Here is a 25,398-nt window from a genome sequence, read left to right on the forward strand (position 1 = left end):
TCTCGTGGTTACTCCCAGAAATCCCGGGCGGGATCGAGCACCGGGCGAATGATGCCCGCACGCACCGTAAAATCACCGAAGCCTTCACCCGCTTCGCGCTCTTTCGCCCAGCGACCAACCAGTTCGTCAACGGAGTCGAGAATTTCCGATTCCGTAATATTTTCGCGATACATACGCGGAATGCGCGTGCCCATGCGGTTACCGCCAAGGTGTACGTTGTAGCGCCCCGGGGCTTTACCCACCAGGCCCAGTTCCGCCAGCATCGCGCGGCCGCAGCCGTTCGGGCAGCCTGTAACGCGCATCACGATATGCTCGTCAGGAATGCCGTGTTTTTCGAGAATAGCTTCCACTTTATCAGTGAACGATGGCAGGAAACGTTCGGCCTCCGCCATCGCCAGCGGACAGGTCGGGAACGACACGCAGGCCATCGAGTTTTCACGCTGCGGCTTCACCGCATTCATCAATCCGTGATCGCGCGCCAGCTTGTCGATCTTCGCTTTTTGGCTTTCCGGCACACCAGCAATGATCAGGTTCTGGTTGGCGGTGATGCGGAAATCCCCTTTGTGGATCTTCGCGATCTCCAGCAGGCCGGTTTTCAGCGGACGGCCCGGATAATCCAGGATACGGCCGTTTTCAATAAACAGCGTCAGGTGCCAGTTATTGTCGATCCCTTTTACCCAACCAATACGATCGCCGCGACCGGTGAACTCGTACGGGCGGATCGGCTCAAATTTAATACCCGCGCGACGCTCCACTTCCTCTTTGAACGTGTCGATACCAACGCGTTCAAGCGTGTATTTGGTTTTGGCGTTTTTACGATCGGTACGATTACCCCAGTCGCGCTGCGTTGTCACCACAGCTTCTGCTACCGCCAGGGTGTGCTCCAGCGGCAGATAGCCGAACTCGCTCGCGGTGCGGGCGTAGGTTTTCTTATTGCCGTGCTCAATCGACAAACCACCGCCGACCAGCAGGTTAAAGCCCACCAGCTTGCCGTTTTCGGCAATCGCCACGAAGTTCATATCGTTGGCGTGCAGATCGATGTCGTTCTGCGGCGGGATTACGACCGTGGTTTTAAACTTACGCGGCAGATAGGTTTGACCGAGGATCGGCTCTTCGTCGGTGGTCGCTACCTTCTCCTGATCCAGCCAAATTTCTGCATAGGCGCGAGTACGCGGCAGCAGATGTTCGGAGATCTTCTTCGCCCATTCATAGGCTTGGGCGTGCAGCTCGGACTCGTACGGGTTAGAGGTACACAGAACGTTACGGTTCATGTCGTTGGCGGTCGCCAGCGCGTCCAGCCCGACCGAATGCAGCATCTGGTGTACCGGCTTAACGTTCTTCTTCAGAATGCCGTGAAACTGGAAGGTCTGACGGTTGGTCAGACGAATGCTGCCATAAATCGTGTTGTCATGGGCGAACGTGTCGATCGCCTGCCACTGTTTGGTGGTGATCACCCCACCCGGCAGACGGCAGCGCAGCAGCATCGCATGACGCGGCTCCAGCTTTTGCTCGGCTCGTTCGGCGCGGATATCGCGGTCATCCTGTTGGTACATTCCGTGAAAACGGATCAGCAGGAAGTTGTCGCCTTTGAAGCCGCCGGTCAGGCCGTCGTTTAAATCTTCGGCAATCGTACCGCGCAGATAGTTGCTTTCCAGCTTCATACGCTCAGCGTCGGACAGCTTGCCTTCGACCACCAATGGTCCTGGGTATTTTTCGCTCATTAGTAGACATCTCGCTGATAACGGCGCTCAATGCGCAGCTCACTTAAAAATTCATCCGCCGCTTCGATATCCATAGAACCGAATTCGGCAATCACTTCCAACAAAGCCTGCTCAACGTCTTTCGCCATGCGATTGGCGTCGCCGCAGACATAAATGTGGGCACCGTCGTTTATCCAGCGCCACAGTTCCGCACCTTGTTGGCGCAGTTTATCTTGTACGTAGACTTTTTCTTTTTGATCGCGCGACCAGGCGAGATCGATGCGGCTCAGTACGCCCTCTTTGACGTAACGCTGCCATTCCACCTGGTACAGGAAATCTTCGGTAAAGTGTGGATTGCCAAAAAACAGCCAGTTTTTGCCTTCGGCTCCGTCAGCAGCACGCTGCTGTATAAATGCACGGAACGGCGCAATCCCCGTGCCTGGTCCAATCATAATCACCGGTGTCTGCGGGTTAGCCGGCAGGCGGAAGTTATCGTTGTGTTCGATGAACACGCGCACTTCGCCCTCTTCTTCCACGCGATCTGCGAGGAAACTGGACGCGCCACCAGCACGGGCACGACCTTCAATGTCATAACGCACCACGCCCACGGTGACGTGCACTTCGCTTTCCACTTCCGCCAGGGAAGAGGCAATAGAATACAAACGCGGCGTCAGCGGGCGCAGAAGATCAACCAACGTTTGGGCGTCCAGTTGCGCTGGGGAGAAGCGCACCATATCGACGATTGGCGTGGTTGCGGCGTAATGCTGCAATTGCGCTTTGTCGCCCACCAGCGGCAGCAGAGAGTCGCTACGGGTTAAAGTGGCGTAGTTCTCGACGATATTGCCGGTGTTAACCGTCAGCTCGAATGCCACTGCAGCGCTTCGGTGAGCGACAGGGTTTTGCCGTCAACCGTGACCGGCTCATCTCCTTTCAGCCACAGCAATTCAACCAGCTCTTTGACCAGCTCAGGATCGTTCTGATACCAGACTCCTAAGGCATCGCCCGGCTGGTAGCGCAGGCCGGAATCGCCGAGATCGATTTCAATATGGCGCACATCTTTTTCCGAGTCGCGACCGGTGATTTTCTGATTCACCGCAAGCGACGCCGTCAGCGGCGCTTCTTTGGTGTACGGACTGGTGTGTACTTCGTTTACCGCACCGCTCGCAGCAACTTGCACAGACGATGCCGCAGGCGCACGCGCTTTCAGGACATCAACCAGACGGGCACGCCATTCGGCAGCTGCGCCCTGGTATTCGACGTCGGCATCCACGCGGTCAAGCAAACGTTCTCCGCCCAGCTCAGCCAGTTTTGCATCGAAGTCTTTTCCTGACTGACAGAAAAACTCGTAAGAAGTGTCACCAAGACCAAACACGGCAAAAGCGGTGTTATCGAGCTTCGGCGCTTTTTTCGAGAACAGGAATTTATGCAACGCTACGGCTTCTTCCGCCGGTTCACCTTCCCCTTGCGTCGACGCCACTACGATCAGCAATTTCTCATTGGCGATTTGTTTGAATTTATAGTCGCCAGCATTGGTGAGAGTGACGTTGAGCTTTGCAGCGATCAGATCATCGCGCAGAGCTTCCGCCACACGACGCGCATTACCGGTTTGCGAGGCGGAGATAAGCGTAATGCCAGGCATTTCAGCAGCAGGCGCAGGAGTCGCCGCATTGCTGCCTGGCTGCTGATTCAGCACGCCCCAAAAATAGCCAGAAACCCACGCAAGCTGTGCGGGAGTGAAATCGGTCGTGGCCGCCTGAAGGCGTGCCAGTTGCTCCGGGTTTAGCGGTAGCAGAGCGGAAGGTGGGGCCTGTGTCGTCATGCGTTGTCATGTTCCAGTAAGCAAAGCGGATTTCAGCAATAAAACCCAAACTGAAGATAAGGTTAACGGCGGGGATAGTAACAATTAAAGAAGGGATAGAAATAACAAATAACCAAATGAACTAACCTGTTTTAGTTATAGTTATTAACAGCAAAACAGATTGGATAACCATATGATATATCAATAATTATTAAATATTACCATCATGAATAGGTCGTTCTGATACTCAGCGCCCTTTTAACTAATGATAAAATTCGCTCTTTACGGTACCCTACGGCGGTTTTTCGCATTCTTGAGAGTAAAAAATGTCCACCACCTTGTTTAAAGATTTCACCTTCGAAGCCGCTCACCGCCTGCCGCATGTACCGGAAGGGCATAAGTGTGGCCGCCTGCATGGTCACTCATTTATGGTGCGTCTTGAAATTACCGGTGAAGTCGATCCGCATACCGGTTGGATCATGGATTTTTCTGAGTTAAAAGCCGCGTTTAAGCCAACTTACAACAGACTCGATCACTACTATCTGAACGATATTCCTGGCTTAGAAAACCCAACCAGTGAAGTTCTGGCCAAATGGATTTGGGATCAGGTAAAACCGGTTGTCCCTCTGCTGAGTGCCGTAATGGTGAAAGAGACCTGCACAGCAGGCTGCGTGTATCGCGGGGAATGATTGTATCGTCTGTGGCGACGGTCAATTTTCCTTAACTAACACTCTGTTAGGGTTATGTGCTCTGGATATCTGGAGCACAACATGTCTGACGATTTCGATATTATTATTATCGGTGCAGGGATAGCGGGCACCGCTTGTGCTTTACGCTGCGTGCGAGCAGGACTGTCAGTTTTGCTTATTGAACGCGGCGAGCTTCCCGGCAGTAAAAACCTTTCCGGCGGGCGTCTGTATACTCACGCGCTCGGTGAACTTCTTCCCCACTTCCAACATTCAGCCCCACTTGAACGCCGAATTACCCAGGAAAATCTCTCGCTGTTAACTCGCGATGGCGCAACGACGTACTCCAGCCTGCAACCTGATGGAGACTCATGGAGCCTGCTGCGCGCCCGCTTCGACCCGTGGTTTGTCGCCCAGGCCGAGGACGAAGGCGTACAGTTTATCAGCGGTGTGACGGTCGAGGCGCTCCATATCGAAGAGGGCAGAGTCTGCGGCGTTATTGCCGATAACGAGACGCTGCGCGCCCGTTATGTGGTACTGGCGGAAGGGGCAAACAGCGTACTGGCCGAGCGCTACGGATTCCTGCCGCGTCCCTCGACAACCGCAATGGCATTAGGCATTAAAGAGACTTTGGCGCTGGATAAATCGTTACTTGAGGAACGTTTCCGCTTATCCAATGACGAAGGCGCGGCAATGCTGTTCAGTGGCAATATTTGTGGCGAACTTCCCGGCGGCGCGTTTCTCTATACCAATCAGGAGACGCTCTCTCTGGGCGTGGTTTGTCCGCTCTCCTCTTTGGCACAAAGCGATGTCCCGGCGGCTGAACTGCTGGAGCGGCTCAAGACGCATCCGGCGTTACATCCGCTGCTCAGAGGCAGCGAAACGCTGGAATATGGTGCGCATCTGGTTCCAGAAGGCGGGTTGCACAGCCTGCCCGTACAATATGCAGGAGAAGGCTGGCTGCTGGTGGGCGATGCGCTGCGCAGCTGTGTGAATACCGGTTTGTCCGTTCGCGGCATGGATATGGCGCTCATTGGTGCTCAGGCTGCGGCGCAAACATTGATTAACGCCTGCCGGAAACGCGAGCCGCAAAATCTGTTTCCGGCTTATCACCACGACATCCAGCACAGCCTGCTGTGGGACGTTCTGCAACGTTACCGGGATGTTCCGGCGTTGCTCCAGCGCCCCGGATGGTATCGTCAATGGCCCATGCTGATGGAGGCTATTTCCCATGAAATCTGGCATCAGGGCGACCGCCCGGTAGCCCCGCTGCGCCAGATTGTCTGGCGTCAGTTTCGTCGTCACGGCCTGCGTCATCTGGCAGGCGATATCATCAGGAGCTTACGATGTCTGTAGCCCGTAACGTCTGGCGTCCCGCCGACATTTCACATATTGTTCCTGCGACCGTTGTTGACAGCGAAACGGCACAACGGCTGATCGCATCCTGCCCCGCCGGACTGTTTTCTCTTACGGCGGAAGGTGAGCTACGGGTCAACTTTCGCGGCTGCCTGGAGTGCGGCACCTGTCGACTGCTGTGTGATGAAAAAACGCTGCAACAGTGGCGCTACCCCGCGTCCGGCTTTGGCATCACTTACCGATTTGGATAATTTAATAGGATAATTTATGCCCCTGTTACACCTGCTCCGCCAGAATCCGGTCATTGCCGCGGTGAAAGACAACGCCAGTCTGCAATTAGCCATCGATTCCGAATGCCAGTTCATCTCTGTTTTGTACGGCAATATCTGCACCATCAGCCATATCGTGAAGAAGATTAAAACTGCCGGTAAATACGCATTTATCCACGTTGATCTGCTGGAGGGCGCGTCTAATAAAGAGGTGGTGATCCAGTTTCTGAAGCTGGTCACCGAGGCCGACGGCATCATCAGTACCAAAGCGTCGATGCTGAAAGCGGCGCGGGCAGAGGGCTTTTTCTGTATTCATCGCCTGTTTATCGTCGACTCTATCTCTTTTCACAACATTGATAAGCAGGTCGCACAGTCGAACCCGGACTGTATTGAAATCCTGCCGGGATGCATGCCAAAAGTGCTGGGATGGGTGACGGAAAAAATACGCCAGCCGTTGATTGCCGGTGGTCTGGTTTGCGATGAAGAGGACGCTCGCAATGCGATGAAAGCTGGTGTAGCAGCACTTTCAACTACCAACACCGACGTCTGGACGTTAGCGAAAAAGCTGCATTAACCCGAGGTGCCGGATAGCGGTGTAAACACCTGATCCGGCCTGCCCCTGAATTAATTTTCTGCGATGGCTGCCAACGCCTCCAGCACCGGCAGCCAGTCATCCACAATCCCGACATCCGCCTGTGAAAAGACCGGCGCTCTGGCGTCACTGTTTATCGCCACGACGAACCGGCTCTGACGAATCCCGGCCATTAGCGCCGCCGCGCCGGACGCTCCCGCCACAATGCAGACATCCGGCGCAAGCAGATGACCTGAGATGCCAATCACGCGCTCAGCATCAAAGCCGCCATTCATCACCCGTGCACGGCTGTATCCCACTTCGGCACCAAACTCCTTACCAAGAGCGGTAATTTTTTCGGCATCGGCGTCACTTCTTCCCTGCCCTACCACCAGCACACGCCCGGCCTGCAACAAAGGATGAGCTGTAACACGGTCGATGCTTTCTACGCTATCCAGCCAGCCCGGAGGTGTGGTGGGGGCAATCCGGCGCTCCACCATTGCTGGCAGCACGTTGCCCGACGCGCTCGTTTCCGGTTGTCGCACCAGTGAAAGGCACAAGGGACGCGCGGTGATTTGCAGCGTAGCCGTCAGCGCATTCCCCCAGTGGGATTTCGTCACCAGCCCCTGTTGCGCATCCAGCGTCTGCACCTGGCAAACGCTGCCGCCATGCAGACGCCAGGCCAGCCGCGTCGCAAGCTCATCCCCCAGCGCACCCGCCGGAAAAATCAGGATGTCGGCTGGCGTCAGCAACCACTGCGCCGCCAGCGCGTCCAGCACCTGCTCCGCCACGTCCGGCATCGGGTCGAGCGTCCAGCGTTCCAGTTCTGCTGCATTAAGCGCGTTCCCTGCGATCCAGCCCCCCATTGCAGCGCATTCACCCGATTCCGTAATCACAACGATCTTCATGGCTGCATCCTCTGGCGCAAATAATCATTCCACAATATCCGCGCTTTTTCCTGCGCTGTCGCGCCGTCGATAATCGTGGCGCTGCGCCGCTGCGCCGGTCGCGCCAGCTTCTGACATTGCACGTTCTGAGTTTCATCACTGGACGCTGGCTGACGTAAAATTGTCGCTTTTGCCGCCGCCAGACGCTGACGCATTCCGGGGACGGGAAGCGCAACTTCACCACATTGCCTGACGGCAATTACAGCCGGAAGCCGCACCCGGCAGCGGCGTAACCCAGTCGCTGTTCGATGCTCGACAACAACAAAAGGCGGCGTCAGCGTAAAACGTTCCACCTGGGTAAAGCAGGGCCAGGCCAACATTTCAGCCATCAAAAATGGCGTTTGCCCGTTCTGCCCTTCGCTACTCTGACAGCCAGTGATAATCAAATCCGCGCCGTGATGACGCTGCCAGTCAGTTATTTGCCGGGCAATGAATTCCGGCGCAAAGCGCAGATCCGCCGTCGTTTCCAGCAACACCGGCTTATCAAAACCCAGCGCGGCAAAATAGCGCAACCAATGAATAGCACGCTCATCGCTAATGCTTAGCGCGGTTAACGTCATATCACAACCTTCACGACGTTGCGCCAGCAGTAATGCCGCAGCCGCCTGCTCATCGGCACCAGGAGAACAGCGCAGCAGCGCGGTGTCCGGGCCCCGGGTATCTTCCGTCGCCGCCAGCCAGTCTTTTTCCGCCAACATGCCGGAGTCTGGTTCGGCCTTAAACGCGAACAGAATGTTCATTTGCTCCTCCCTGTCTTTTCTCCACGCTTCCGGCCGCCACCAGCGGCAATGCCTTCGTTTCCGGTGCCCATAGCCATGTCACCACAAATCCAATGAGGAGCACGCCAGCCAGCAGCAGCAGCGTGACCTGCATCCCCCATTGCGCCAGCGTCCAGGGCAGCAGGCCGGTGCTGATTGCTGCGCCCAATCTGCTCATCGACGTCGCAAAACCCACGCCCAGCGAACGGATATCCGTCGGGAAGCTTTCAGCAGGCAGGATCCCTACCAGATTACTGACCGCAGAAATTGTGGTGCTGAACAGGACAAAAAGCAGCAGCGTCAACGAGCTACCAGATGGCAGACAAGCCATCACCACCAGCGTGGCAGCCAACAGAAAAAAACTCCCAAGCAGAAACCGGCGGTGCGCCAGCAGATGTGTTAATACCAGCCCCAGCAGTGCGCCAACGATTAACAACGCATTCAGCAGCAGGCTGGCGGTGAGCGCATCCTCCAGGCCGAGGGTCCCGGCAATGGTAGGCAGCCAGGTGTAGATAACAAACCACGGGATCACCAGACAAACAAAAAACACGCTGTTAAACGCGGTTCGCCGCCAGTAGAGGGGGGAAAAGAGCGTTTTGATATGTTTCCCGGACGCCGCAGAAACCTCGTCGCCGAGCAATACGTGCGCCCCAAAATATCGGTGAACAATAGCGTGGGCTTCCGCGAAACGCCCCTGGCGCAGCAGCCAGCGAGGCGATTCCGGCGTCCCCCAGCGAAGCAGGGTAATCAATAGTGCGGGCAGCGCCGCCGATGCCAGCAGCCAGCGCCAGGCATCCGGGCTTTCGGTAATAAAATAGTGCCCCGCCAGGCTTGCCAGCACATAGCCGATGGTCCATACCACGCTAAAAGCCCCCAGCAACACTCCCCGATGTCGTCGTGGAGAAAATTCGGCCAACAGAGTGTGCCCTACGGAATAATCGCCTCCCAGCCCAATCCCAATCAGAATACGTAACACAATGAGCTGCTCTGGCGAAGTGGCGAAAAGCTGTAAAAAAGAGGCGATGGTGATCAGCACAAAGCTGAAAGTGAAGATCTTCTGTCGACCAATGTGGTCTGAAATCCAGCCCAACACCAGACTACCGAGAAACAACCCGAGCAGCGCCGAGCCGCCAATCATCCCGGCCATAAACGGTGTGAGCTGCATGGCAGGTGTTAACTGAATAATGGCATAGCCGACAACGCCAAGAACATAGCCGTCGGTAAGGTGAGCACCAAAGGTCAAGGCGGCAATACGACAGTGAAAACCGTTAAGCGGTAAATCGTCCATTCGCACCGGTGAAGTGTTCATTTCTACCCCTGTCCGGTAAAATTGTGGCTTCCCGATCAGGAAGCCAGCTGATGTTTATTTCTCAATCGGGTAGATCGTTCCCGTGTTCATAATGCCGTTTGGATCAAACTGACGTTTCAGACCTTCCAGCAGCGGCCACGCGCTGCCATGTTCCAGCTTGCTCCAGTGAACACGATGCTTGCCGATGCCGTGGTGATGCACCATTGAGCCGCCAAGACGGATCGTCTCTTCGCAAATAATCTTGTTAAGCGGGTTGTGGTACTTATCAATCTCCTCTTCCGGCTTGCAGTCCACCACGTTGTAGTCATACACAAAGTACATGTTGGTACCGTTGATATAACTATGGGAAGAGTGACCGCCCAGCATGGTGATATCATCCGCGTGTGGGAATTCAGTGCGGATACGATGGATCACGTTTTCGTAAATTTGATGGATGCAGCTCCAACTGCCGGAAACTTCCGTCGTAAAGCCCATATTGCCGGTTTTCAGGATCTGTACGCGTTCAGCAGCCACTTTTTCCGGGCCCCAGTTCAGATGGTTAAACCAGCTCTCAATCAGCTTGCTGTCCACACGCTTACACTGTGGATAACGCGCGACGATCTCCGCAATGCCCTCGCCAGTGGCTTGCGCCATTCGCGGATTGCCCTCAGCCATGAAGATCAGCACGCATTTCCCGTCAGCAAAATGAGTGAAGTGCTGGGTGCCATCCTCGGCGTCATACAGGCGTGCAATCGAAGGACGGTAGCCTTCCACCATCACTTCACGCAGGATATCGAAACCGATTTTCATATCGTCCAGAATGTAGCCGTAAAAAAGGTTATTTTCCGGCGTGAACTTGAAGATTTTCACTGTTACTTCAGTGATATAGCACAGTGCGCCTTCGTTCCCTATAATGATGTGGCGAATGTCCGGCCCGGCAGCCCGGCGTGGCACGTTCTTGATGCGGGTTACCGTGCCGTCCGGCAGCACCGCCTCCAGCCCCACGACCATATCTTCAATGGCACCGTAAAGAGTGGAGAACTGCCCGATGCTGCGGGTTGCAACCAGGCCGCCCATCTGCGCCAGCGGCTTAGACTGCGGCGAATGCCCGGTGGTATATCCTTTTTCGCGCAATGCATTTTCCAGAATCTCAAGCGGCACGCCGCATTGAGCGGTCGCCTGCATATTTTCGATATCCATGCTCAGGATCTGGTTCATCCCTGCCCCGTCCAGCACCACGGAGTCTTTAACCACCGTTTCCAGCCCCCCTTCCGTCGCGGATGCGCCGGTACGCGGAACTCCATTGATTTTATGGTGATTCATAAACGCCAGAACGCGGGAAACCTGCTCTGTCGAACCGAGTTTTACCACTGCCGCCGGAATGGGTAGTGTATAAATACCGTGAATGTCGGCATATTTACGAAAGCGGTCAATACTGTTTTTCTTTAATACCGTTTCATCGGTAATTACGCGTTCGGACCCAACAATTTCTTTTAACTGGTCAACAATCGCTTCGCGAGATAAAGGCATAGCTATTCCTTCCTGATAATTAGCAGAACAATTAATAATACAGAAACTATAGGTAGATATTAGCGAACTAAATAACCGCCATCGACGACCAGTAAATGACCGTTAACATAATTAGAAGCCTGACTGGCAAGGAATATCGCAGCCCCCATTAAATCCTGGGTATCGCCCCAACGATTAGCCGGGATATGATCCAATACGCGCTGATTCGTTTCCGGATTGCTGCGCGTAGCCAGCGTAATATCCGTTGCATAATATCCCGGTGCGATACCGTTAACCTGAATATTATATTGCCCCAATTCATCGCAATACGCCTTGGTAAAACCGGCAAGCGCATGTTTTGTCGCTGAATAAGCCGGAGACCACTGTCCGCCAAGATAAGAGAACAAAGAACAGATATTTATAATTTTACCGCTGTTTTGCGGAATCATAATTTTTGCCGCTTCGTAGCTCAGTTCAAACGCCGCCGTCAGGTTGACGTCAATCATCGGATCCCAGTCCGCACGACCAAAGTCCAGTACCTTATTCAGCTTACAAATTCCGGCATTGTTCACCAGAATATCAACGGTGCCAAAACGCTCGCAGCAGGCGGCAATAATCTTCTGCGGGGCACCTTTCTCGGTGATATCCACCTGCATGAATTCAACTTCAACACCCTGTTTCTCAATGATTTCTTTCGTTTCACCGTTATCTTTTACAAAACTTGGGATAAACAGATTCGCCCCGGCTTTCGCCAGCGCCATCGCAAAAGCCTGACCCAGACCGCTGTTGCCACCCGTTACGATCGCCGTTTTCCCTTTCAGGGAGAAAAAATTCATTGAGAATGCATTGAGAGATTCGATTGACATAGCTGGCTCCAAATTCCTTTAGGCAAAAAAAAAGAAAGGCAACTTCCCCCGCTAGAGGGAAGTCACCTTTCTCATTATCTCTGGTAACTGGAATGAATTTTTAGCATAACGAGAAATTATCTAACGTGATCAAAATCACAGATGTTTTGTTCATTCTGTATTGATGACTAAAAACAAGAAGCGTGATTATTCTCACACTATAACCCACACTTCCATGTTATTTCTAAGCGCAATTACTAGAGACCTGAGAAAAGTAATCCACCTGAAAGGGCGGTTTACTTTTCTCTTTTTTTTGTCTGCATAAAATGAGAGCCCGATATGCAACAATCCTCATATCGCCGTTGGATAACACTCGCCATTATTAGTTTCAGTGGTGGCGTTAGTTTTGATTTAGCCTATTTACGTTATATCTATCAAATTCCCATGGCAAAATTCATGGGGTTTAGCAATACCGAAATTGGATTAATAATGAGTACCTTTGGCGTTGCCGCTATTATTCTGTATGCGCCCAGCGGCGTTATTGCCGATAAATTCTCCCATCGCAAAATGATCACCTCAGCCATGATAATTACCGGCTTGCTCGGTCTGCTGATGATGACCTATCCACCGCTGTGGGTCATGCTCTGTATTCAGGTCGCATTTGCCATCACGACAATCCTGATGCTGTGGTCGGTATCAATTAAAGCCGCCTCGCTGCTGGGGGATCACAGTGAACAAGGGAAAATCATGGGCTGGATGGAAGGCCTGCGCGGCGTCGGCGTCATGTCGCTGGCGGTATTTACCATGTGGGTCTTTTCTCGCTTCGCACCGGACGACAGCAACAGCCTGAAGGCCGTGATCCTGATTTATAGCGTGGTTTACATCCTGTTGGGAATTTTGTGCTGGTTCTTCGTGAACGATGGCAACAGCCGCAGCCACGGTGCGAAAGAGGATAAGCAGCCGTTTCAGCTCAAAGATATCATCGCCGTGTTGCGTATCAGCACCACCTGGTATTGCAGCATGGTTATTTTTGGCGTCTTTACGATCTACGCCATTCTCAGCTACTCCACCAACTATCTGACTGAAATGTACGGCATGTCGCTGGTCGCGGCGAGCTACATGGGGATCGTCATCAACAAGATCTTCCGGGCTATCTGTGGGCCACTGGGCGGCATCATCACCACCTACAGCAAAATTAAGTCGCCAACGCGCGTGGTGCAACTGCTTTCAATTGTCGGCGCCGCTGCGCTGATTGCCCTGCTGGTGACGAACTCAAATCCGCAGTCCGTAGTTATGGGGATCGGCCTGATTCTGCTGCTGGGCTTCACCTGCTACGCCTCGCGCGGGCTTTACTGGGCCTGTCCCGGCGAGGCCAGAACCCCTTCTTACATCATGGGAACCACCGTAGGGATCTGCTCGGTGATCGGTTTTCTGCCCGACGTGTTCGTCTATCCGATTGTCGGCCACTGGCAGGATACGCTCCCGGCGGCACAAGCCTATCGCAATATGTGGCTGATGGGACTGGCGGCGCTGTGCATGGTCATCCTCTTCACGTTCTTATTGTTTCGCAAAATTCGCACCAACAACGCCGAACCGGAAAAGATAACCTCACTGGCCGCAGAAACCTCCGGCGAGTGAAGATGGAAAATTAAAGGAGAATGACAATGTCAAAGAAATACATCATTGGAATTGATGGCGGAAGTCAGAGTACCAAGGTAGTGATGTACGATCTGGAAGGTAACGTGGTGTGTGAAGGAAAAGGTCTCCTGCAACCGATGTTTACTCCCGACGCCGATACGGCAGAGCATCCGGACGACGATTTATGGGCTTCATTGTGTTTTGCTGGCAAAGACTTAATGAGCCAGTTCGCGGGAGATCCAAAAAACATTGTCGGGATTGGTTTGGGCTCCATTCGCTGCTGTCGCGCATTGCTCAAAGCAGACGGCACGCCCGCTGCGCCATTGATCAGCTGGCAGGACGCGCGCGTCACCCGCCCCTATGAGCACGCCAATCCTGATGTGGCTTACGTCACCTCATTTTCAGGTTATTTGTCACATCGCTTAACCGGTGAATTTAAAGACAATATCGCCAACTACTTTGGTCAGTGGCCGGTGGATTACAAAACCTGGACATGGAGCGACGACCCGGAGGTGGTGAAGAAATTCAATATCCCGCGCAGGATGCTGTTCGAGGTGCAGATGCCGGGAACCGTGCTCGGGCACCTGACGGATGCAGCGGCGAAAGCGACCAGCTTCCCGGCAAGATTACCGGTGGTTTGCACCACCAGCGACAAACCGGTAGAGGCCCTGGGCGCAGGATTGCTGGACGACGAAACCGCGGTTATCTCATTAGGCACCTATATCGCCCTGATGATGAACGGCAAAGCCCTGCCCAAAGATCCCGTCGCTTATTGGCCAATTATGTCTTCGATTCCGCAAACGTTGCTATACGAAGGCTATGGCATTCGCAAAGGGATGTGGACGGTCAGTTGGCTGCGGGACATGTTGGGGGAATCACTAATCCAGGATGCGAAAGCGCAGGATCTGTCGCCGGAAGATTTGCTGAACAAGAAAGCGGCCAGCGTACCACCCGGTTGCAATGGCCTGATGACCGTCCTGGACTGGCTGACCAACCCGTGGGAACCGTTCAAACGTGGGATCATGATTGGCTTTGACTCCAGCATGGACTACGCCTGGATTTACCGCTCTATTCTGGAGAGCGTTGCGCTGACGCTGAAAAACAATTACGACAATATGTGTAACGAAATGAATCACTTCGCTAAACAAGTGATCATTACGGGCGGCGGTTCAAACAGCGATCTATTCATGCAAATCTTTGCCGACGTGTTCAATCTTCCCGCAAGACGGAATGCCATTAACGGTTGCGCCAGCCTGGGCGCGGCCATTAACACGGCGGTAGGGCTTGGTCTCTATCCGAACTATGAGACCGCAATTGAAAAAATGGTACGGGTGAAAGATGTATTCACACCAATAGAAAGCAATGCCAGACGCTATGACGCGCTGAACAAAGGGATTTTCCGCGATTTAACCCAGCACACCGATGTGATCCTGAAAAAGTCGTATGAAGTACTGCATGGCGGCCTGAATAACGTCAATTCGATTCAGAGCTGGTCTAACGCATAAGGTTGTCCGGCCTGCATGTAGCACTCAATGCAGGCCGATAACCCCATTATCATCAGGCAATATTCAGATATTTATGGGTCTGCATCGACAGACGCCAGTTCCGCGCAATACAGGTATCAATACACAAACGCGTGGCATCTTCTTTCTGGCTGATTGGCTGTAAGGCGATGATACGCGGTTTGTCGTCGCTCAACGTAGCCAGCAGTTCATCCAGCGCTTCAATATCGCGAACGCGACCAACCGGATGTTTGATTTCATTCGCACGCTCCAGCGCCTGCGACAGCACATCATAACCGCCGCGCATATTCACCTTCGGCGATACGGTCACCCAGGTATTCGGCGTACAGCGCACTTCGTGGGTACCGCTGGTTTCAATCTGGCAGCTAAAGCCGTTCTTTTCCAGCAGGTCTGTCAGCGGCATCAGGTCATGAATACAGGGCTCGCCACCGGTTATCACCACGTGACGGGCGGTATAGCCCTGACGCACAATGACCGCCAGCAGATCCTCGCTGCTCGCCGCGCCCCATTTATCGCTCTCTTTGGTCTTAGCCAGGATGCTGTACAGGGAAACTTCCCGATCCTCAAGCTTATCCCAGGTGTGTTTGGTATCGCACCAGGCACAGCCAACCGGGCATCCCTGTAAACGAATAAAAATGGCGGGGACGCCGGTAAAGTAACCCTCACCTTGCAGGGTCTGGAACATCTCGTTAATCGGGTACTGCATAGCGCTCTCAATATGGGGATAAACGATAATTATCGCAGATCCCCGCCAAAGTATCATGCCCCATCGATGCTTTACGCGGCGATCGCCGCGGCAAAGCGTGCCGTAATCTGCTGCGGACGCGTGATAGCCCCTCCAACCACCACGGTATGGGCACCTAATGCCAGGCAACGTGCAGCACGTTCCGGGGTATCGACGTTTCCTTCCGCCACGACCGGTATGCTGACCGCAGCCAACACCTCACGTAAAAAACTGCAGTCGTTTTCCGCCAGCACATGCCCGACAGTGTCAGCGGTATAGCCGTAGAGCGTAGTGCCCACGCAGTCAAACCCCAGACGCTCGGCGGTCACCGCCTCGTCTACAGTGGCGATATCCGCCATCAGCAGTACGGACGGGTAGCGAGCGTGGACCTGTGCGACCAGTTCTTCCAGCGTTTGCCCACCAGGGCGCGGGCGCGCTGTCGCGTCCAGAGCAATAATTTCCGGCTCAACGGTCATCAACTCATCCACTTCCTGCAAGGTGGCCGTGATAAACACATCACTACCCGGATAATCGCGCTTGATAATCCCAATCACCGGCAGTGAGACGATCTCTTTGATAGCGCGAATATCCACCACGCTGTTCGCACGGATACCTACCGCACCGCCCTGTGCTGCCGCCAACGCCATACGCGACATAATAAATGGACTGTGCAGAGGCTCATTTTCCAGCGCCTGACAGGAGACGATTAATTTACCTTTCAGGCAATCCAGTACAGTTTTCATTACGATAAGATCTCTTCGACTTCGTTTTTAATGATGGTGACATGCGGGCCATAAATCACCTGAACACCTTTACCGCGAATAATAACGCCACGTGCTCCGGTCGCTTTCAGCGCCGCTTCATCTACCTTGCTGCTCTCTTTCACCGTCACGCGTAAGCGTGTGGCGCAACAGTCCACCTCTTCCAGATTCTCTTTGCCTCCCAGCCCAGAGATGACTGCCGCTGCGCGTTCACTTTGAGGCAGACCGGATTCAATTGGGGTTACGTTTTCACGCCCAGGTGTCAGCCAGCCAAAGCGGTTAATCAAATAGCGGAAGGTAAAGTAGTAAAGGAAGAACCACGGTATCCCCACCATGGGAACGTACATCCAGTTGGTTTTAGCTTCCCCTTGTAAGACGCCGAAGAGGAGGAAATCGATAAGCCCACCCGAAAAAGTTTGCCCAATAGTGATATGTAAAATATGAGCCATCATAAACGCCAGGCCATCGAAGAAGGCGTGAATGACATATAACACGGGAGCCACAAAGAGGAAGGAGAACTCGATAGGCTCAGTGATCCCCGTCAGGAAAGAGGTCAGGGCTGCCGACAACAGCAGGCCGGCGACAAGCTTTCTGTTCTCCGGCTTGGCAGTGTGGTACATCGCCAGGCATGCGCCAAGCAGGCCAAACATCATGGTAATGAATCGCCCGGACATAAAGCGCGAGGTGCCCGCATAGAACTGCTGCGTATTCGGATCGGCAAGTTGGGCAAAGAAAATCCGCTGCGTACCTTCAACCAACTGGCCGTTGACGATTTCGCTACCGCCAAGCGCCGTCGTCCAGAACGGCAAATAAAAGATATGGTGTAAACCCAGTGGGCCAAGCATACGCAGGATGAAGCCGTACAACAGTGTCCCCAGATAACCCGTCGCATCCACCAGACCACCCAGCCCAAAAATGAGTTTCTGGAAATGCGGCCAAACCACTGTCATGACAGCCCCCACGACAATCGCGGCAAGGGAGCTAATAATCGGTACAAAGCGCGAACCGCTGAAGAAACCAAGGAACTGAGGTAGTGAGACTTTATTGAAACGGCTATGCAGCGCGCAGGTGACAAGACCAATAACCACCCCACCAAACACGCCCGTTTCCAGCGTCTGAATACCCAGCGTCATCCCCTGGCCAACGGCACCCGGGTTCTCGTGCGCCAGTGTCCCGTTGAGGGTCAATAAGGCATTGATAGTGGCATTCATCACCAAAAATGCCAGCAATGCCGCCAGCCCGGCGGTACCTTTATCCGTTTTCGCCAGTCCTACAGCGACACCCACTGCGAACAACACCGAAAGATTGGCAAACACAATAGAACCGGCGCTGGTCATGATTGTGAAGATTGCCTGCAACCAGTCGACATCCAAAAACGGATAAGCCGTCAATGTGTTTGGATTCGACAGTGCGCCGCCAATCCCTAACAACAGTCCCGCGGCGGGCAATACCGCAATCGGCAGCATGAAGGATTTGCCGAAGCGCTGCGCTTTTTCAAACCATGCACCCGATGAGGCGCCGCTAAACATTTGCATCATTTTTTCATCTCCCCAATCAGTGATGAAAATTTTTACCATAATTATTTTTATAAATGAAAATTATCATCAAAAACCAGGAAGCCGATCATACTTTTTTTAAAATGACTGGCATCTCTCCCCTGCTTTCCGCCACACTATCAGCAGAGAAACGCATTAAGGATTTTGCATGTCAGAAAATGAAAACCTGCTGCTGAGATTGCGCCAGAGCGTTGACGGATATAGCCGAACACAACAGAAGCTGGGAGAGTTTGTGCTTAGCGATCCGGCAAAAGTTGTCTACCTGACGATTACCGAACTGGCGCGTGAAAGCGACACCAGCGAAGCTAGCGTCACACGGCTGTGCCGTACGCTGGGGTGTAAGGGCTATAACGAGTTCAAAATGGCGCTGGCACTCGATCTCCAGCAAGAACAGCCGGTAGAGCACAGCGGGGATGAAATTGACAATGTGGTCAATGAATCCGTGCAAGCACTGCAGGACACCGCAAAATTACTCGACAGAGCATTACTTGAAGCAGCCGCTCTTGCGCTGCATCAGGCGCAGTCGGTACAGATTTATGGCGTAGCGGCCAGCGCCATTCTGGGGGAGTATTTACATTACAAACTCCTGCGCTTGGGCAAACCCGCACAAATGTTCAGCGATATGCATCGCGCAGCCATGAACGCCACAACGCTAAGCAAAGACACGCTCGTGGTGGCGATTTCCAGCTCAGGCTCCACGCGCGATCTGCTGCATGTCGTTAAACTGGCGCGTAAGCAAGGCGCGCGCGTACTGGCGTTGAGTAATACGCCGCGCAGTCCGTTGGCTTCGCTGAGTGATATTCAACTGGTCGCAGCCAAACCAGAAGGTCCGTTGAGTGCTGGTGCGCTAAACGCCAAGGTGGGAGTGATGCTGTTGGTAGAACTGCTCACCACGTCACTGATTGCTCTGGATGAAAAGTACAGTGATGTGAGCCAGAAAACCGCCAGTGCGACCTTACCGCTACTGCTTTAGTTTAGCGGCATAAAAAAACCCGCCGCAGCGGGTTTTTACGTTAAGAGTTAAAGAACAGGATTACGCCTGACCTTTGATCTCTTTGCGACCGTTATACGGCGCTTGTTCACCCAGAGCTTCTTCGATACGAATCAGCTGGTTGTACTTAGCAACGCGATCAGAACGGCTCATAGAACCGGTTTTGATCTGGCCTGCAGCGGTACCAACAGCCAGGTCAGCGATGGTAGCGTCTTCAGTTTCGCCAGAACGGTGAGAGATGACAGCGGTGTAGCCAGCGTCTTTCGCCATTTTGATCGCAGCCAGAGTTTCGGTCAGAGAACCGATCTGGTTGAATTTGATCAGGATGGAGTTAACGATGCCTTTTTCGATGCCTTCTTTCAGGATCTTGGTGTTGGTTACGAACAGATCGTCACCAACCAGCTGGATTTTGTCGCCCAGAACTTTAGTCTGGTATGCGAAACCGTCCCAGTCAGACTCGTCCAGACCATCTTCGATGGACACGATCGGGTACTGTTTGGTCAGTTCTTCCAGGAAGTGGGTGAATTCTTCGGAGGTGAATGCTTTGTTGCCTTCGCCAGCCAGAACGTATTTACCGTCTTTGTAGAATTCAGAAGCTGCACAGTCCATCGCCAGGGTGATGTCTTTGCCCAGCTCGTAGCCAGCTGCTTTAACCGCTTCAGCGATTACAGCCAGAGCTTCAGCGTTGGAACCCAGGTTCGGCGCGTAGCCGCCTTCGTCACCCACTGCAGTGTTCATACCTTTAGCTTTCAGAACTTTAGCCAGGTTATGGAACACTTCAGAACCCATCCGTACGGCTTCTTTCAGGGTTTTAGCGCCAACCGGCTGAATCATGAACTCCTGGATGTCAACGTTGTTGTCAGCGTGCTCACCACCGTTGATGATGTTCATCATCGGAACCGGCATGGAGTATTTGCCCGGAGTACCGTTCAGTTCAGCGATGTGTGCATACAGCGGCAGGCCTTTAGCAGCAGCTGCTGCTTTGGCGTTCGCCAGGGACACAGCCAGGATGGCGTTTGCACCGAAGTTGGATTTGTTTTCAGTACCGTCCAGATCGATCATGATCTTGTCGATGCCAGCCTGATCTTTAGCATCTTTACCCAGCAGAGCCTGAGCAATTGGGCCGTTAACAGCTGCAACAGCTTTCAGTACGCCTTTACCCATGAAACGGGATTTGTCGCCGTCGCGCAGTTCCAGTGCTTCGCGGGAACCAGTAGAAGCACCTGACGGAGCTGCTGCCATACCAACGAAACCACCTTCCAGGTGTACTTCGGCTTCAACAGTCGGGTTACCACGGGAGTCGATGATTTCACGACCGATGATTTTAACGATTTTGGACATTAGATTTTCCTCAGTACAAGTTAAACTAAAACTCCAGACAAACAATGCACCCGGATGGGTGCATTGCCGTTCTAACTTTTTTACTTCTTACTTCGCCTGACGCTTCTGATGTTCACTGGCGGCTTTCACAAAGCCGGCAAACAGCGGGTGCCCATCACGTGGCGTGGAAGTAAATTCCGGGTGGAACTGACAGGCCACGAACCACGGATGATTCGGTACCTCAATGATCTCGACCAACTGATCATCACCGGAACGGCCTGCAATACGCAGACCCGCAGCTTCAATCTGTTTCAACAGCATATTGTTGACTTCGTAACGGTGGCGATGGCGTTCAACAATTGTCGGCGCGCCGTACAACTGACGAACCAGGCTATCGTCGCTCAACTGACACTGCTGGGCGCCAAGGCGCATTGTGCCGCCCAGATCGCTCTTCTCGGTACGGACTTCAACGTTGCCGTCTTCATCGCGCCATTCGGTAATCAGGGCCACCACCGGGTACTTACAGTCTGGCACAAATTCCGTGGAGTTGGCGTTATCCATACCCACTACGTTACGTGCAAACTCAATCAACGCAACCTGCATACCCAGGCAAATACCCAGATAAGGAACATTGTTTTCACGCGCAAAGCGCGCTGTCGCGATCTTACCTTCAACACCACGGTAGCCGAAGCCGCCAGGGATCAGGATTGCATCAAGACCTTTCAGGATCTCAACGCCGCGCGTTTCGACATCTTGCGAATCGATCAGCTTAATGTTGACGGTGACACGATTCTTCAGACCACCGTGCTTCAATGCTTCGATAACTGACTTATAGGCATCCGGCAGTTCAATATACTTGCCGACCATACCGATAGTCACTTCGCCTGCCGGATTCGCTTCTTCGTAGATAACCTGTTCCCATTCTGACAGATTAGCTTCCGGACAGTTCAAGCTGAATCGTTTACAAATATAATCGTCAAGGCCCTGGGATTTCAACAGGCCTGGAATTTTATAGATGGAATCGACATCTTTCATTGAAATAACGGCTTTTTCTGGCACGTTACAGAACAATGCAATTTTTGCACGTTCGTTGGCCGGAACCGCGCGATCGGAACGACAGATCAGAATGTCAGGCTGAATACCGATAGACAGCAACTCTTTTACCGAGTGCTGAGTCGGTTTAGTTTTGACTTCACCGGCAGCGGCCAGGTAAGGAACCAGAGTCAGGTGCATGAACAGCGCGTGTTCACGACCGATATCTACCGCTAATTGGCGAATCGCTTCCAGGAATGGCAGGGATTCGATATCACCGACCGTACCGCCGATTTCAACCAGAACGACATCATGACCTTCGCCACCGGCAAGGACACGCTCTTTAATCGCGTTGGTGATGTGCGGGATAACCTGTACGGTTGCACCCAGATAGTCGCCACGGCGCTCTTTGCGCAGGACATCGGAGTAAATTCGACCGGTAGTGAAGTTATTGCGGCGAGTCATTTTGGTACGAATGAAACGCTCATAGTGACCCAGGTCCAGGTCGGTTTCAGCGCCGTCTTCAGTAACGAACACTTCCCCGTGTTGGATTGGACTCATAGTACCTGGATCGACGTTGATATACGGATCCAGTTTCATCATGGTCACGTTGAGGCCACGAGCCTCAAGAATGGCTGCCAGGGAGGCTGCGGCAATGCCTTTACCCAGAGAGGATACGACCCCGCCGGTCACAAAAATATAGTTCGTTGTCATGCTGGACCTGAGAAGTTAGGGTGAAACGATGGAATTACCAAGACGGGAAAGTAGTATACCCGAACATGACGAGCGCCACAAACTTTCATTATTCCTCCTCTTCACCAGGCTCACATAAACATCGGGAGTGAGAAAATAGCCCCTTTGGGGTAAATGTTTTTGACGTAAATCAAGCGCTTGTTATTTAAAAAATCACACAAATCGCCCTTGACCGACGAAATCCCTTAGAGATCAATTTCCTGCCGTTTTACCTGTTGCCAGACTTCTTCCATAGTTTCCAGATCAACACCAGTCATTTCCAGACCCCGGGCCGCAACAATTCGCTCAACCTCACGAAAACGGCGCTCAAATTTCTCGTTCGCTTTTTGCAATGCGGTCTCTGCTTTAGTGCCTAAATGCCGAGCCATATTGACCGTCGCAAACAGCAGGTCGCCCATTTCCTCCTCCAGTTTAGCCTGGTCGACAACAGCCTGCTTCGCCTCAAACATGACTTCATCGATCTCTTCGTAAACCTTGTCGACAACCGGTCCTAATGTTTTCCAGTCGAAGCCAACATTAGAGCAGCGTTTCTGGATTTTTTGGGCGCGCATTAACGCCGGTAAACTACGGGGAATATCGTCGAGCGCGGAATGCTGCGCCTTCTGGGCGCGTTCTTCGCTTTTGATTTGCTCCCAGCGGGTCAATACCTCAGTGCTGTTACTGGCAGAAACATCAGCAAAAACATGTGGGTGGCGACGCTCAAGCTTATCGCTGATGGCGGCGCAAATATCATTGAAATCGAAACGTCCTTCTTCCTGCGCCATCTGGGCGTAAAACACCACCTGGAACAGCAAGTCACCCAGCTCTCCACGCAGGTCGTCGAAGTCTTCCCGCGCAATTGCGTCCAGCACTTCATAGGTTTCTTCGAGGGTGTAAGGGGCAATAGTGGCGAATGTCTGCTCTTTGTCCCAGGGACAACCGTTTTCCGGGTCGCGCAGGCGCTGCATAATACCGAGCAGTCGGTCGATTTGGTTCATTGGAATATCCTGAAATTTCAATACGCGAAGCCCGATAAGATGACAGCCGATATCCGGCAACATGGCAATGCCTGATGGCAACGCTAACGCGCCTCACCAGGCATGCAAACTTATCTGGCCTATTAAATAATTAATTACCGTGCAGACGACGTGCGTCGATCACATCCGGCACCTGGTTCAACTTGCCGAGCACGCGTCCGAGCACCTGCAAGTTATAGATTTCGATGGTCATATCGATGGTAGCCAGCTGCTGTTTGGTATCACTCCGGCTGGCAACCCCCAGCACGTTCACCTTCTCGTTGGCAAGAATCGTGGTGATATCACGTAATAAGCCGCTGCGATCGTTAGCCTGGACGCGAACCACCAGCGAATATCCTGCCGAGTAGCTTTCACCCCAAACCGCATCAACAATACGTTCCGGCGCATGGGAGCGCAGCTCGGTCAACTGTTCGCAATCCGCCCGGTGCACGGAAATACCGCGGCCCTGAGTGATAAACCCGACAATTTCATCGCCTGGAATCGGCTGGCAGCAGCGCGCGATGTGGTGCATCAGGTTACCCACCCCTTCCACCACCACGCGACCGTCGTCTTTACGGCGACTCTGCGGCGCCTGCGTTTTCTGCTGAAGCTGTTTCAGCGCGGCGGCATCCTGTTCGGCTGCGCTTGGCTTATTAAACTGCGCCTGCAGGAAGTTCACCATCTGGTTGAGGCGAATGTCCCCCCCACCAATCGCCGCCAGCAGCTCATCCAGCTCATTGAAGCTGTAGCGCGGCAGCAGGTGCTTTTCCGCTTCTTTCAGGCTAATGCCTAAATGCGCCAGCTCATCGTCGAGGATCTGGCGGCCAGCAAGGATGTTTTTGTCGCGGTCCTGTTTACGGAACCAGGCGTGGATCTTCGAACGCCCCCGACTGGTGGTGACATAGCCGAGGTTAGGGTTCAACCAGTCGCGGCTTGGGTTGGGCTGTTTCTGGGTGATAATTTCAATTTGATCGCCCATCTGCAGCTGGTAGGTAAACGGTACGATGCGCCCGCCAATTTTCGCGCCAATGCAACGATGCCCCACATCACTGTGAATATGATAAGCAAAATCGAGCGGTGTGGAGCCCGCAGGTAAGTCCACAACGTCGCCTTTTGGCGTAAAGACGTACACTCGGTCATCAAAGACCTGGCTACGGACTTCATCCAGCATTTCGCCAGAGTCCGCCATCTCTTCCTGCCAGGCGATCAGCTTACGCAGCCATGCAATACGATCTTCATGACCAGAACGCGCCACGCCGGAAGCAGTGCCCTCTTTGTACTTCCAGTGTGCCGCAACGCCCAGTTCGGCATCTTCGTGCATCTGTTTCGTACGGATCTGAATTTCAATGGTTTTCCCACCCGGTCCCAGCACAACAGTATGAATTGACTGATAGCCGTTGGGTTTCGGGTTAGCAACATAGTCATCGAACTCATCCGGCAGATGGCGATAGTGAGTATGCACTATCCCGAGCGCGGCATAGCAGTCCTGTAAACGCTCCGCCACGATACGCACCGCGCGCACGTCGAAAAGTTCATCGAAGGCCAGCTGCTTTTTCTGCATTTTGCGCCAGATGCTGTAGATGTGTTTCGGACGTCCGTACACTTCGGCTTTGACGCCTTCCGTTTTCATTTCTGAGCGCAAATGACCGACGAACTCATCAATGTAATGCTCGCGATCGATGCGACGTTCGTGCAGCAACTTGGCAATACGTTTGTATTCAGCCGGGTGCAGGTAACGGAAGCAGTAATCTTCCAGTTCCCATTTTAATTGCCCGATACCCAAACGGTTGGCAAGCGGCGCATAGATATTGGTGCACTCTTTTGCCGCCAGAACGCGTTCATCTTCCGGTGCGTCCTTCACTTCACGCAGATGTGCAATTCGTTCGGCCAGCTTGATGACCACACAGCGGAAATCGTCCACCATAGCCAGCAGCATGCGGCGAACGTTATCGACCTGTTCGGATGAGACTGAATCGGTATGAGTGGCCTTAAGCTGGCGTATTGCCGCCATATCCCGCACGCCGTGGATAAGATGAACAATGGATTTGCCCACGCTCTCGCGCAGGATGTCTTCACTGACCACGTTGGCATCTGCCAGAGGGAACAGCATTGCTGCGCGCAGCGTGTCGATATCCATGCTCAACATGGAGAGTATTTCAACCATCTCCACGCCACGCCATAACAGCAGATCCGCATCCGGATGCCCCTGTGTCTGCTGCTGGCAGTACGCCCAGGTTTCGGCTAAGCGTTCACACGACTGCTGGCTGGAGATCCCCAGACTCGCGATCCATTTCTTTGGATCAAACTCACCAGCTTTATTTATATGTGCACTTCTTACCGCAACCATTGTCCTCTCCTTAAGGGGCCTGGCCTGTCGA

Annotated in this window: 19 protein-coding genes and 2 pseudogenes; 7 read left to right on the forward strand and 14 right to left on the reverse strand. The window is 53.3% G+C overall.

Annotated features, from left to right (window positions below; genetic code table 11):
* Positions 1–8 precede the first annotated feature (8 nt).
* Positions 9–1,721, reverse strand: a complete 1,713-nt coding sequence (gene cysI / locus B9P82_RS08075; protein WP_101700170.1) for an assimilatory sulfite reductase (NADPH) hemoprotein subunit — start codon at positions 1,719–1,721, stop codon at positions 9–11.
* A pseudogene (gene cysJ, locus B9P82_RS08080) lies at positions 1,721–3,519 on the reverse strand (NADPH-dependent assimilatory sulfite reductase flavoprotein subunit). The gene cysI and the pseudogene cysJ overlap by 1 nt, the downstream one beginning before the upstream one ends.
* Positions 3,520–3,824: 305 nt before the next feature.
* Here cysJ and queD point away from each other — a divergent pair.
* The 4 genes from queD (at position 3,825) to B9P82_RS08100 (ending at position 6,383) form a co-directional block, all read left to right on the forward strand.
* Entirely contained in the window at positions 3,825–4,187 is a 363-nt protein-coding gene (gene queD, locus B9P82_RS08085; protein ID WP_016154218.1) for a 6-carboxytetrahydropterin synthase QueD, read from the forward strand.
* A gap of 81 nt (positions 4,188–4,268) precedes the next feature.
* Complete coding sequence (locus B9P82_RS08090; RefSeq protein ID WP_101700171.1) at positions 4,269–5,540, forward strand: FAD-dependent oxidoreductase; 1,272 nt, start codon at positions 4,269–4,271, stop codon at positions 5,538–5,540.
* Positions 5,531–5,791: a ferredoxin family protein gene (locus tag B9P82_RS08095; protein WP_016154220.1), complete on the forward strand. Its 261-nt coding sequence runs from the start codon at positions 5,531–5,533 to the stop codon at positions 5,789–5,791. The genes B9P82_RS08090 and B9P82_RS08095 overlap by 10 nt, the downstream gene beginning before the upstream one ends.
* Before the next feature lie 16 nt (positions 5,792–5,807).
* Positions 5,808–6,383: a glycerol-3-phosphate responsive antiterminator gene (locus B9P82_RS08100; RefSeq protein WP_016154221.1), complete on the forward strand. Its 576-nt coding sequence runs from the start codon at positions 5,808–5,810 to the stop codon at positions 6,381–6,383.
* Positions 6,384–6,433: 50 nt separating this feature from the next.
* Here B9P82_RS08100 and B9P82_RS08105 read toward each other — a convergent pair whose 3' ends face one another.
* From B9P82_RS08105 to B9P82_RS08125, 5 genes and pseudogenes are all read right to left on the reverse strand, one after another.
* Positions 6,434–7,288, reverse strand: a complete 855-nt coding sequence (locus B9P82_RS08105) for an electron transfer flavoprotein subunit alpha/FixB family protein (RefSeq protein WP_101700172.1) — start codon at positions 7,286–7,288, stop codon at positions 6,434–6,436.
* A complete protein-coding gene (locus B9P82_RS08110; protein ID WP_101700173.1) occupies positions 7,285–8,067 on the reverse strand; it encodes an adenine nucleotide alpha hydrolase family protein in 783 nt (260 codons plus the stop codon). Before B9P82_RS08110 ends, B9P82_RS08105 begins: the two co-directional genes overlap by 4 nt.
* Positions 8,045–9,403 (reverse strand): annotated as a pseudogene (locus tag B9P82_RS08115) (MFS transporter); the annotation flags it as partial. The pseudogene B9P82_RS08115 and the gene B9P82_RS08110, both read right to left, overlap by 23 nt.
* A gap of 45 nt (positions 9,404–9,448) precedes the next feature.
* On the reverse strand, positions 9,449–10,903 hold the full coding sequence (locus tag B9P82_RS08120; RefSeq protein WP_101700175.1) for an FAD-binding oxidoreductase: 1,455 nt from the start codon (positions 10,901–10,903) through the stop codon (positions 9,449–9,451).
* 59 nt (positions 10,904–10,962) lie between these two features.
* On the reverse strand, positions 10,963–11,748 hold the full coding sequence (locus tag B9P82_RS08125) for an SDR family oxidoreductase (protein ID WP_016154226.1): 786 nt from the start codon (positions 11,746–11,748) through the stop codon (positions 10,963–10,965).
* Positions 11,749–12,066: 318 nt separating this feature from the next.
* Between B9P82_RS08125 and B9P82_RS08130 the strand changes: the two genes are divergently transcribed.
* Together B9P82_RS08130 and B9P82_RS08135 are read left to right on the forward strand one after the other, a co-directional pair.
* Positions 12,067–13,365, forward strand: a complete 1,299-nt coding sequence (locus B9P82_RS08130; RefSeq protein WP_016157344.1) for an MFS transporter — start codon at positions 12,067–12,069, stop codon at positions 13,363–13,365.
* A gap of 26 nt (positions 13,366–13,391) precedes the next feature.
* Positions 13,392–14,870 (forward strand): FGGY-family carbohydrate kinase, encoded by a 1,479-nt coding sequence (locus tag B9P82_RS08135; protein ID WP_101700176.1) that lies wholly within the window; start codon positions 13,392–13,394, stop codon positions 14,868–14,870.
* A 52-nt stretch (positions 14,871–14,922) separates the two neighbouring features.
* Here B9P82_RS08135 and queE read toward each other — a convergent pair whose 3' ends face one another.
* The 3 genes from queE to B9P82_RS08150 form a co-directional block, all read right to left on the reverse strand.
* Positions 14,923–15,594 carry a 7-carboxy-7-deazaguanine synthase QueE gene (queE, locus tag B9P82_RS08140; protein WP_016154229.1) on the reverse strand — a complete coding sequence of 224 codons (672 nt, stop codon included), beginning with the start codon at positions 15,592–15,594 and terminating at the stop codon, positions 14,923–14,925.
* Positions 15,595–15,665: 71 nt separating this feature from the next.
* The gene (locus tag B9P82_RS08145; RefSeq protein WP_101700177.1) at positions 15,666–16,355 is read right to left on the reverse strand and encodes an N-acetylmannosamine-6-phosphate 2-epimerase; all 690 of its coding nucleotides are present in this window, start codon (positions 16,353–16,355) and stop codon (positions 15,666–15,668) included.
* On the reverse strand, positions 16,355–17,911 hold the full coding sequence (locus B9P82_RS08150) for a maltose/glucose-specific PTS transporter subunit IIC (protein WP_016157348.1): 1,557 nt from the start codon (positions 17,909–17,911) through the stop codon (positions 16,355–16,357). Before B9P82_RS08150 ends, B9P82_RS08145 begins: the two co-directional genes overlap by 1 nt.
* Positions 17,912–18,077: 166 nt before the next feature.
* On the opposite strand from B9P82_RS08150, the gene B9P82_RS08155 reads away from it, so the two are divergent.
* Entirely contained in the window at positions 18,078–18,902 is an 825-nt protein-coding gene (locus B9P82_RS08155) for a MurR/RpiR family transcriptional regulator (RefSeq protein ID WP_049040365.1), read from the forward strand.
* A 60-nt stretch (positions 18,903–18,962) separates the two neighbouring features.
* Here the strand turns inward: B9P82_RS08155 and eno are convergent, their stop codons facing one another.
* The 4 genes from eno to relA form a co-directional block, all read right to left on the reverse strand.
* Positions 18,963–20,261 carry a phosphopyruvate hydratase gene (gene eno, locus B9P82_RS08160; RefSeq protein ID WP_003034129.1) on the reverse strand — a complete coding sequence of 433 codons (1,299 nt, stop codon included), beginning with the start codon at positions 20,259–20,261 and terminating at the stop codon, positions 18,963–18,965.
* A gap of 87 nt (positions 20,262–20,348) precedes the next feature.
* On the reverse strand, positions 20,349–21,986 hold the full coding sequence (gene pyrG, locus B9P82_RS08165) for a glutamine hydrolyzing CTP synthase (protein ID WP_016154233.1): 1,638 nt from the start codon (positions 21,984–21,986) through the stop codon (positions 20,349–20,351).
* A 224-nt stretch (positions 21,987–22,210) separates the two neighbouring features.
* A complete protein-coding gene (mazG, locus tag B9P82_RS08170) occupies positions 22,211–23,002 on the reverse strand; it encodes a nucleoside triphosphate pyrophosphohydrolase (RefSeq protein WP_016154234.1) in 792 nt (263 codons plus the stop codon).
* A gap of 130 nt (positions 23,003–23,132) precedes the next feature.
* Entirely contained in the window at positions 23,133–25,367 is a 2,235-nt protein-coding gene (gene relA, locus B9P82_RS08175) for a GTP diphosphokinase (RefSeq protein ID WP_016154235.1), read from the reverse strand.
* Between the last annotated feature and the right edge of the window lie 31 nt (positions 25,368–25,398).

Source organism: Citrobacter sp. L55, assembly GCF_002850715.1.
GTDB lineage: Bacteria > Pseudomonadota > Gammaproteobacteria > Enterobacterales > Enterobacteriaceae > Citrobacter > Citrobacter braakii.

What these genes read in the sequence shown, in the direction of transcription:
- cysI (WP_101700170.1), bottom strand. Translation starts at nt 1,721, where the DNA reads ATGAGCGAAAAATACCCAGGACCATTGGTGGTCGAAGGCAAGCTGTCC.
- queD (WP_016154218.1), top strand. Translation starts at nt 3,825, where the DNA reads ATGTCCACCACCTTGTTTAAAGATTTCACCTTCGAAGCCGCTCACCGC.
- B9P82_RS08090 (WP_101700171.1), top strand. Translation starts at nt 4,269, where the DNA reads ATGTCTGACGATTTCGATATTATTATTATCGGTGCAGGGATAGCGGGC.
- B9P82_RS08095 (WP_016154220.1), top strand. Translation starts at nt 5,531, where the DNA reads ATGTCTGTAGCCCGTAACGTCTGGCGTCCCGCCGACATTTCACATATT.
- B9P82_RS08100 (WP_016154221.1), top strand. Translation starts at nt 5,808, where the DNA reads ATGCCCCTGTTACACCTGCTCCGCCAGAATCCGGTCATTGCCGCGGTG.
- B9P82_RS08105 (WP_101700172.1), bottom strand. Translation starts at nt 7,288, where the DNA reads ATGAAGATCGTTGTGATTACGGAATCGGGTGAATGCGCTGCAATGGGG.
- B9P82_RS08110 (WP_101700173.1), bottom strand. Translation starts at nt 8,067, where the DNA reads ATGAACATTCTGTTCGCGTTTAAGGCCGAACCAGACTCCGGCATGTTG.
- B9P82_RS08120 (WP_101700175.1), bottom strand. Translation starts at nt 10,903, where the DNA reads ATGCCTTTATCTCGCGAAGCGATTGTTGACCAGTTAAAAGAAATTGTT.
- B9P82_RS08125 (WP_016154226.1), bottom strand. Translation starts at nt 11,748, where the DNA reads ATGTCAATCGAATCTCTCAATGCATTCTCAATGAATTTTTTCTCCCTG.
- B9P82_RS08130 (WP_016157344.1), top strand. Translation starts at nt 12,067, where the DNA reads ATGCAACAATCCTCATATCGCCGTTGGATAACACTCGCCATTATTAGT.
- B9P82_RS08135 (WP_101700176.1), top strand. Translation starts at nt 13,392, where the DNA reads ATGTCAAAGAAATACATCATTGGAATTGATGGCGGAAGTCAGAGTACC.
- queE (WP_016154229.1), bottom strand. Translation starts at nt 15,594, where the DNA reads ATGCAGTACCCGATTAACGAGATGTTCCAGACCCTGCAAGGTGAGGGT.
- B9P82_RS08145 (WP_101700177.1), bottom strand. Translation starts at nt 16,355, where the DNA reads ATGAAAACTGTACTGGATTGCCTGAAAGGTAAATTAATCGTCTCCTGT.
- B9P82_RS08150 (WP_016157348.1), bottom strand. Translation starts at nt 17,911, where the DNA reads ATGATGCAAATGTTTAGCGGCGCCTCATCGGGTGCATGGTTTGAAAAA.
- B9P82_RS08155 (WP_049040365.1), top strand. Translation starts at nt 18,078, where the DNA reads ATGTCAGAAAATGAAAACCTGCTGCTGAGATTGCGCCAGAGCGTTGAC.
- eno (WP_003034129.1), bottom strand. Translation starts at nt 20,261, where the DNA reads ATGTCCAAAATCGTTAAAATCATCGGTCGTGAAATCATCGACTCCCGT.
- pyrG (WP_016154233.1), bottom strand. Translation starts at nt 21,986, where the DNA reads ATGACAACGAACTATATTTTTGTGACCGGCGGGGTCGTATCCTCTCTG.
- mazG (WP_016154234.1), bottom strand. Translation starts at nt 23,002, where the DNA reads ATGAACCAAATCGACCGACTGCTCGGTATTATGCAGCGCCTGCGCGAC.
- relA (WP_016154235.1), bottom strand. Translation starts at nt 25,367, where the DNA reads ATGGTTGCGGTAAGAAGTGCACATATAAATAAAGCTGGTGAGTTTGAT.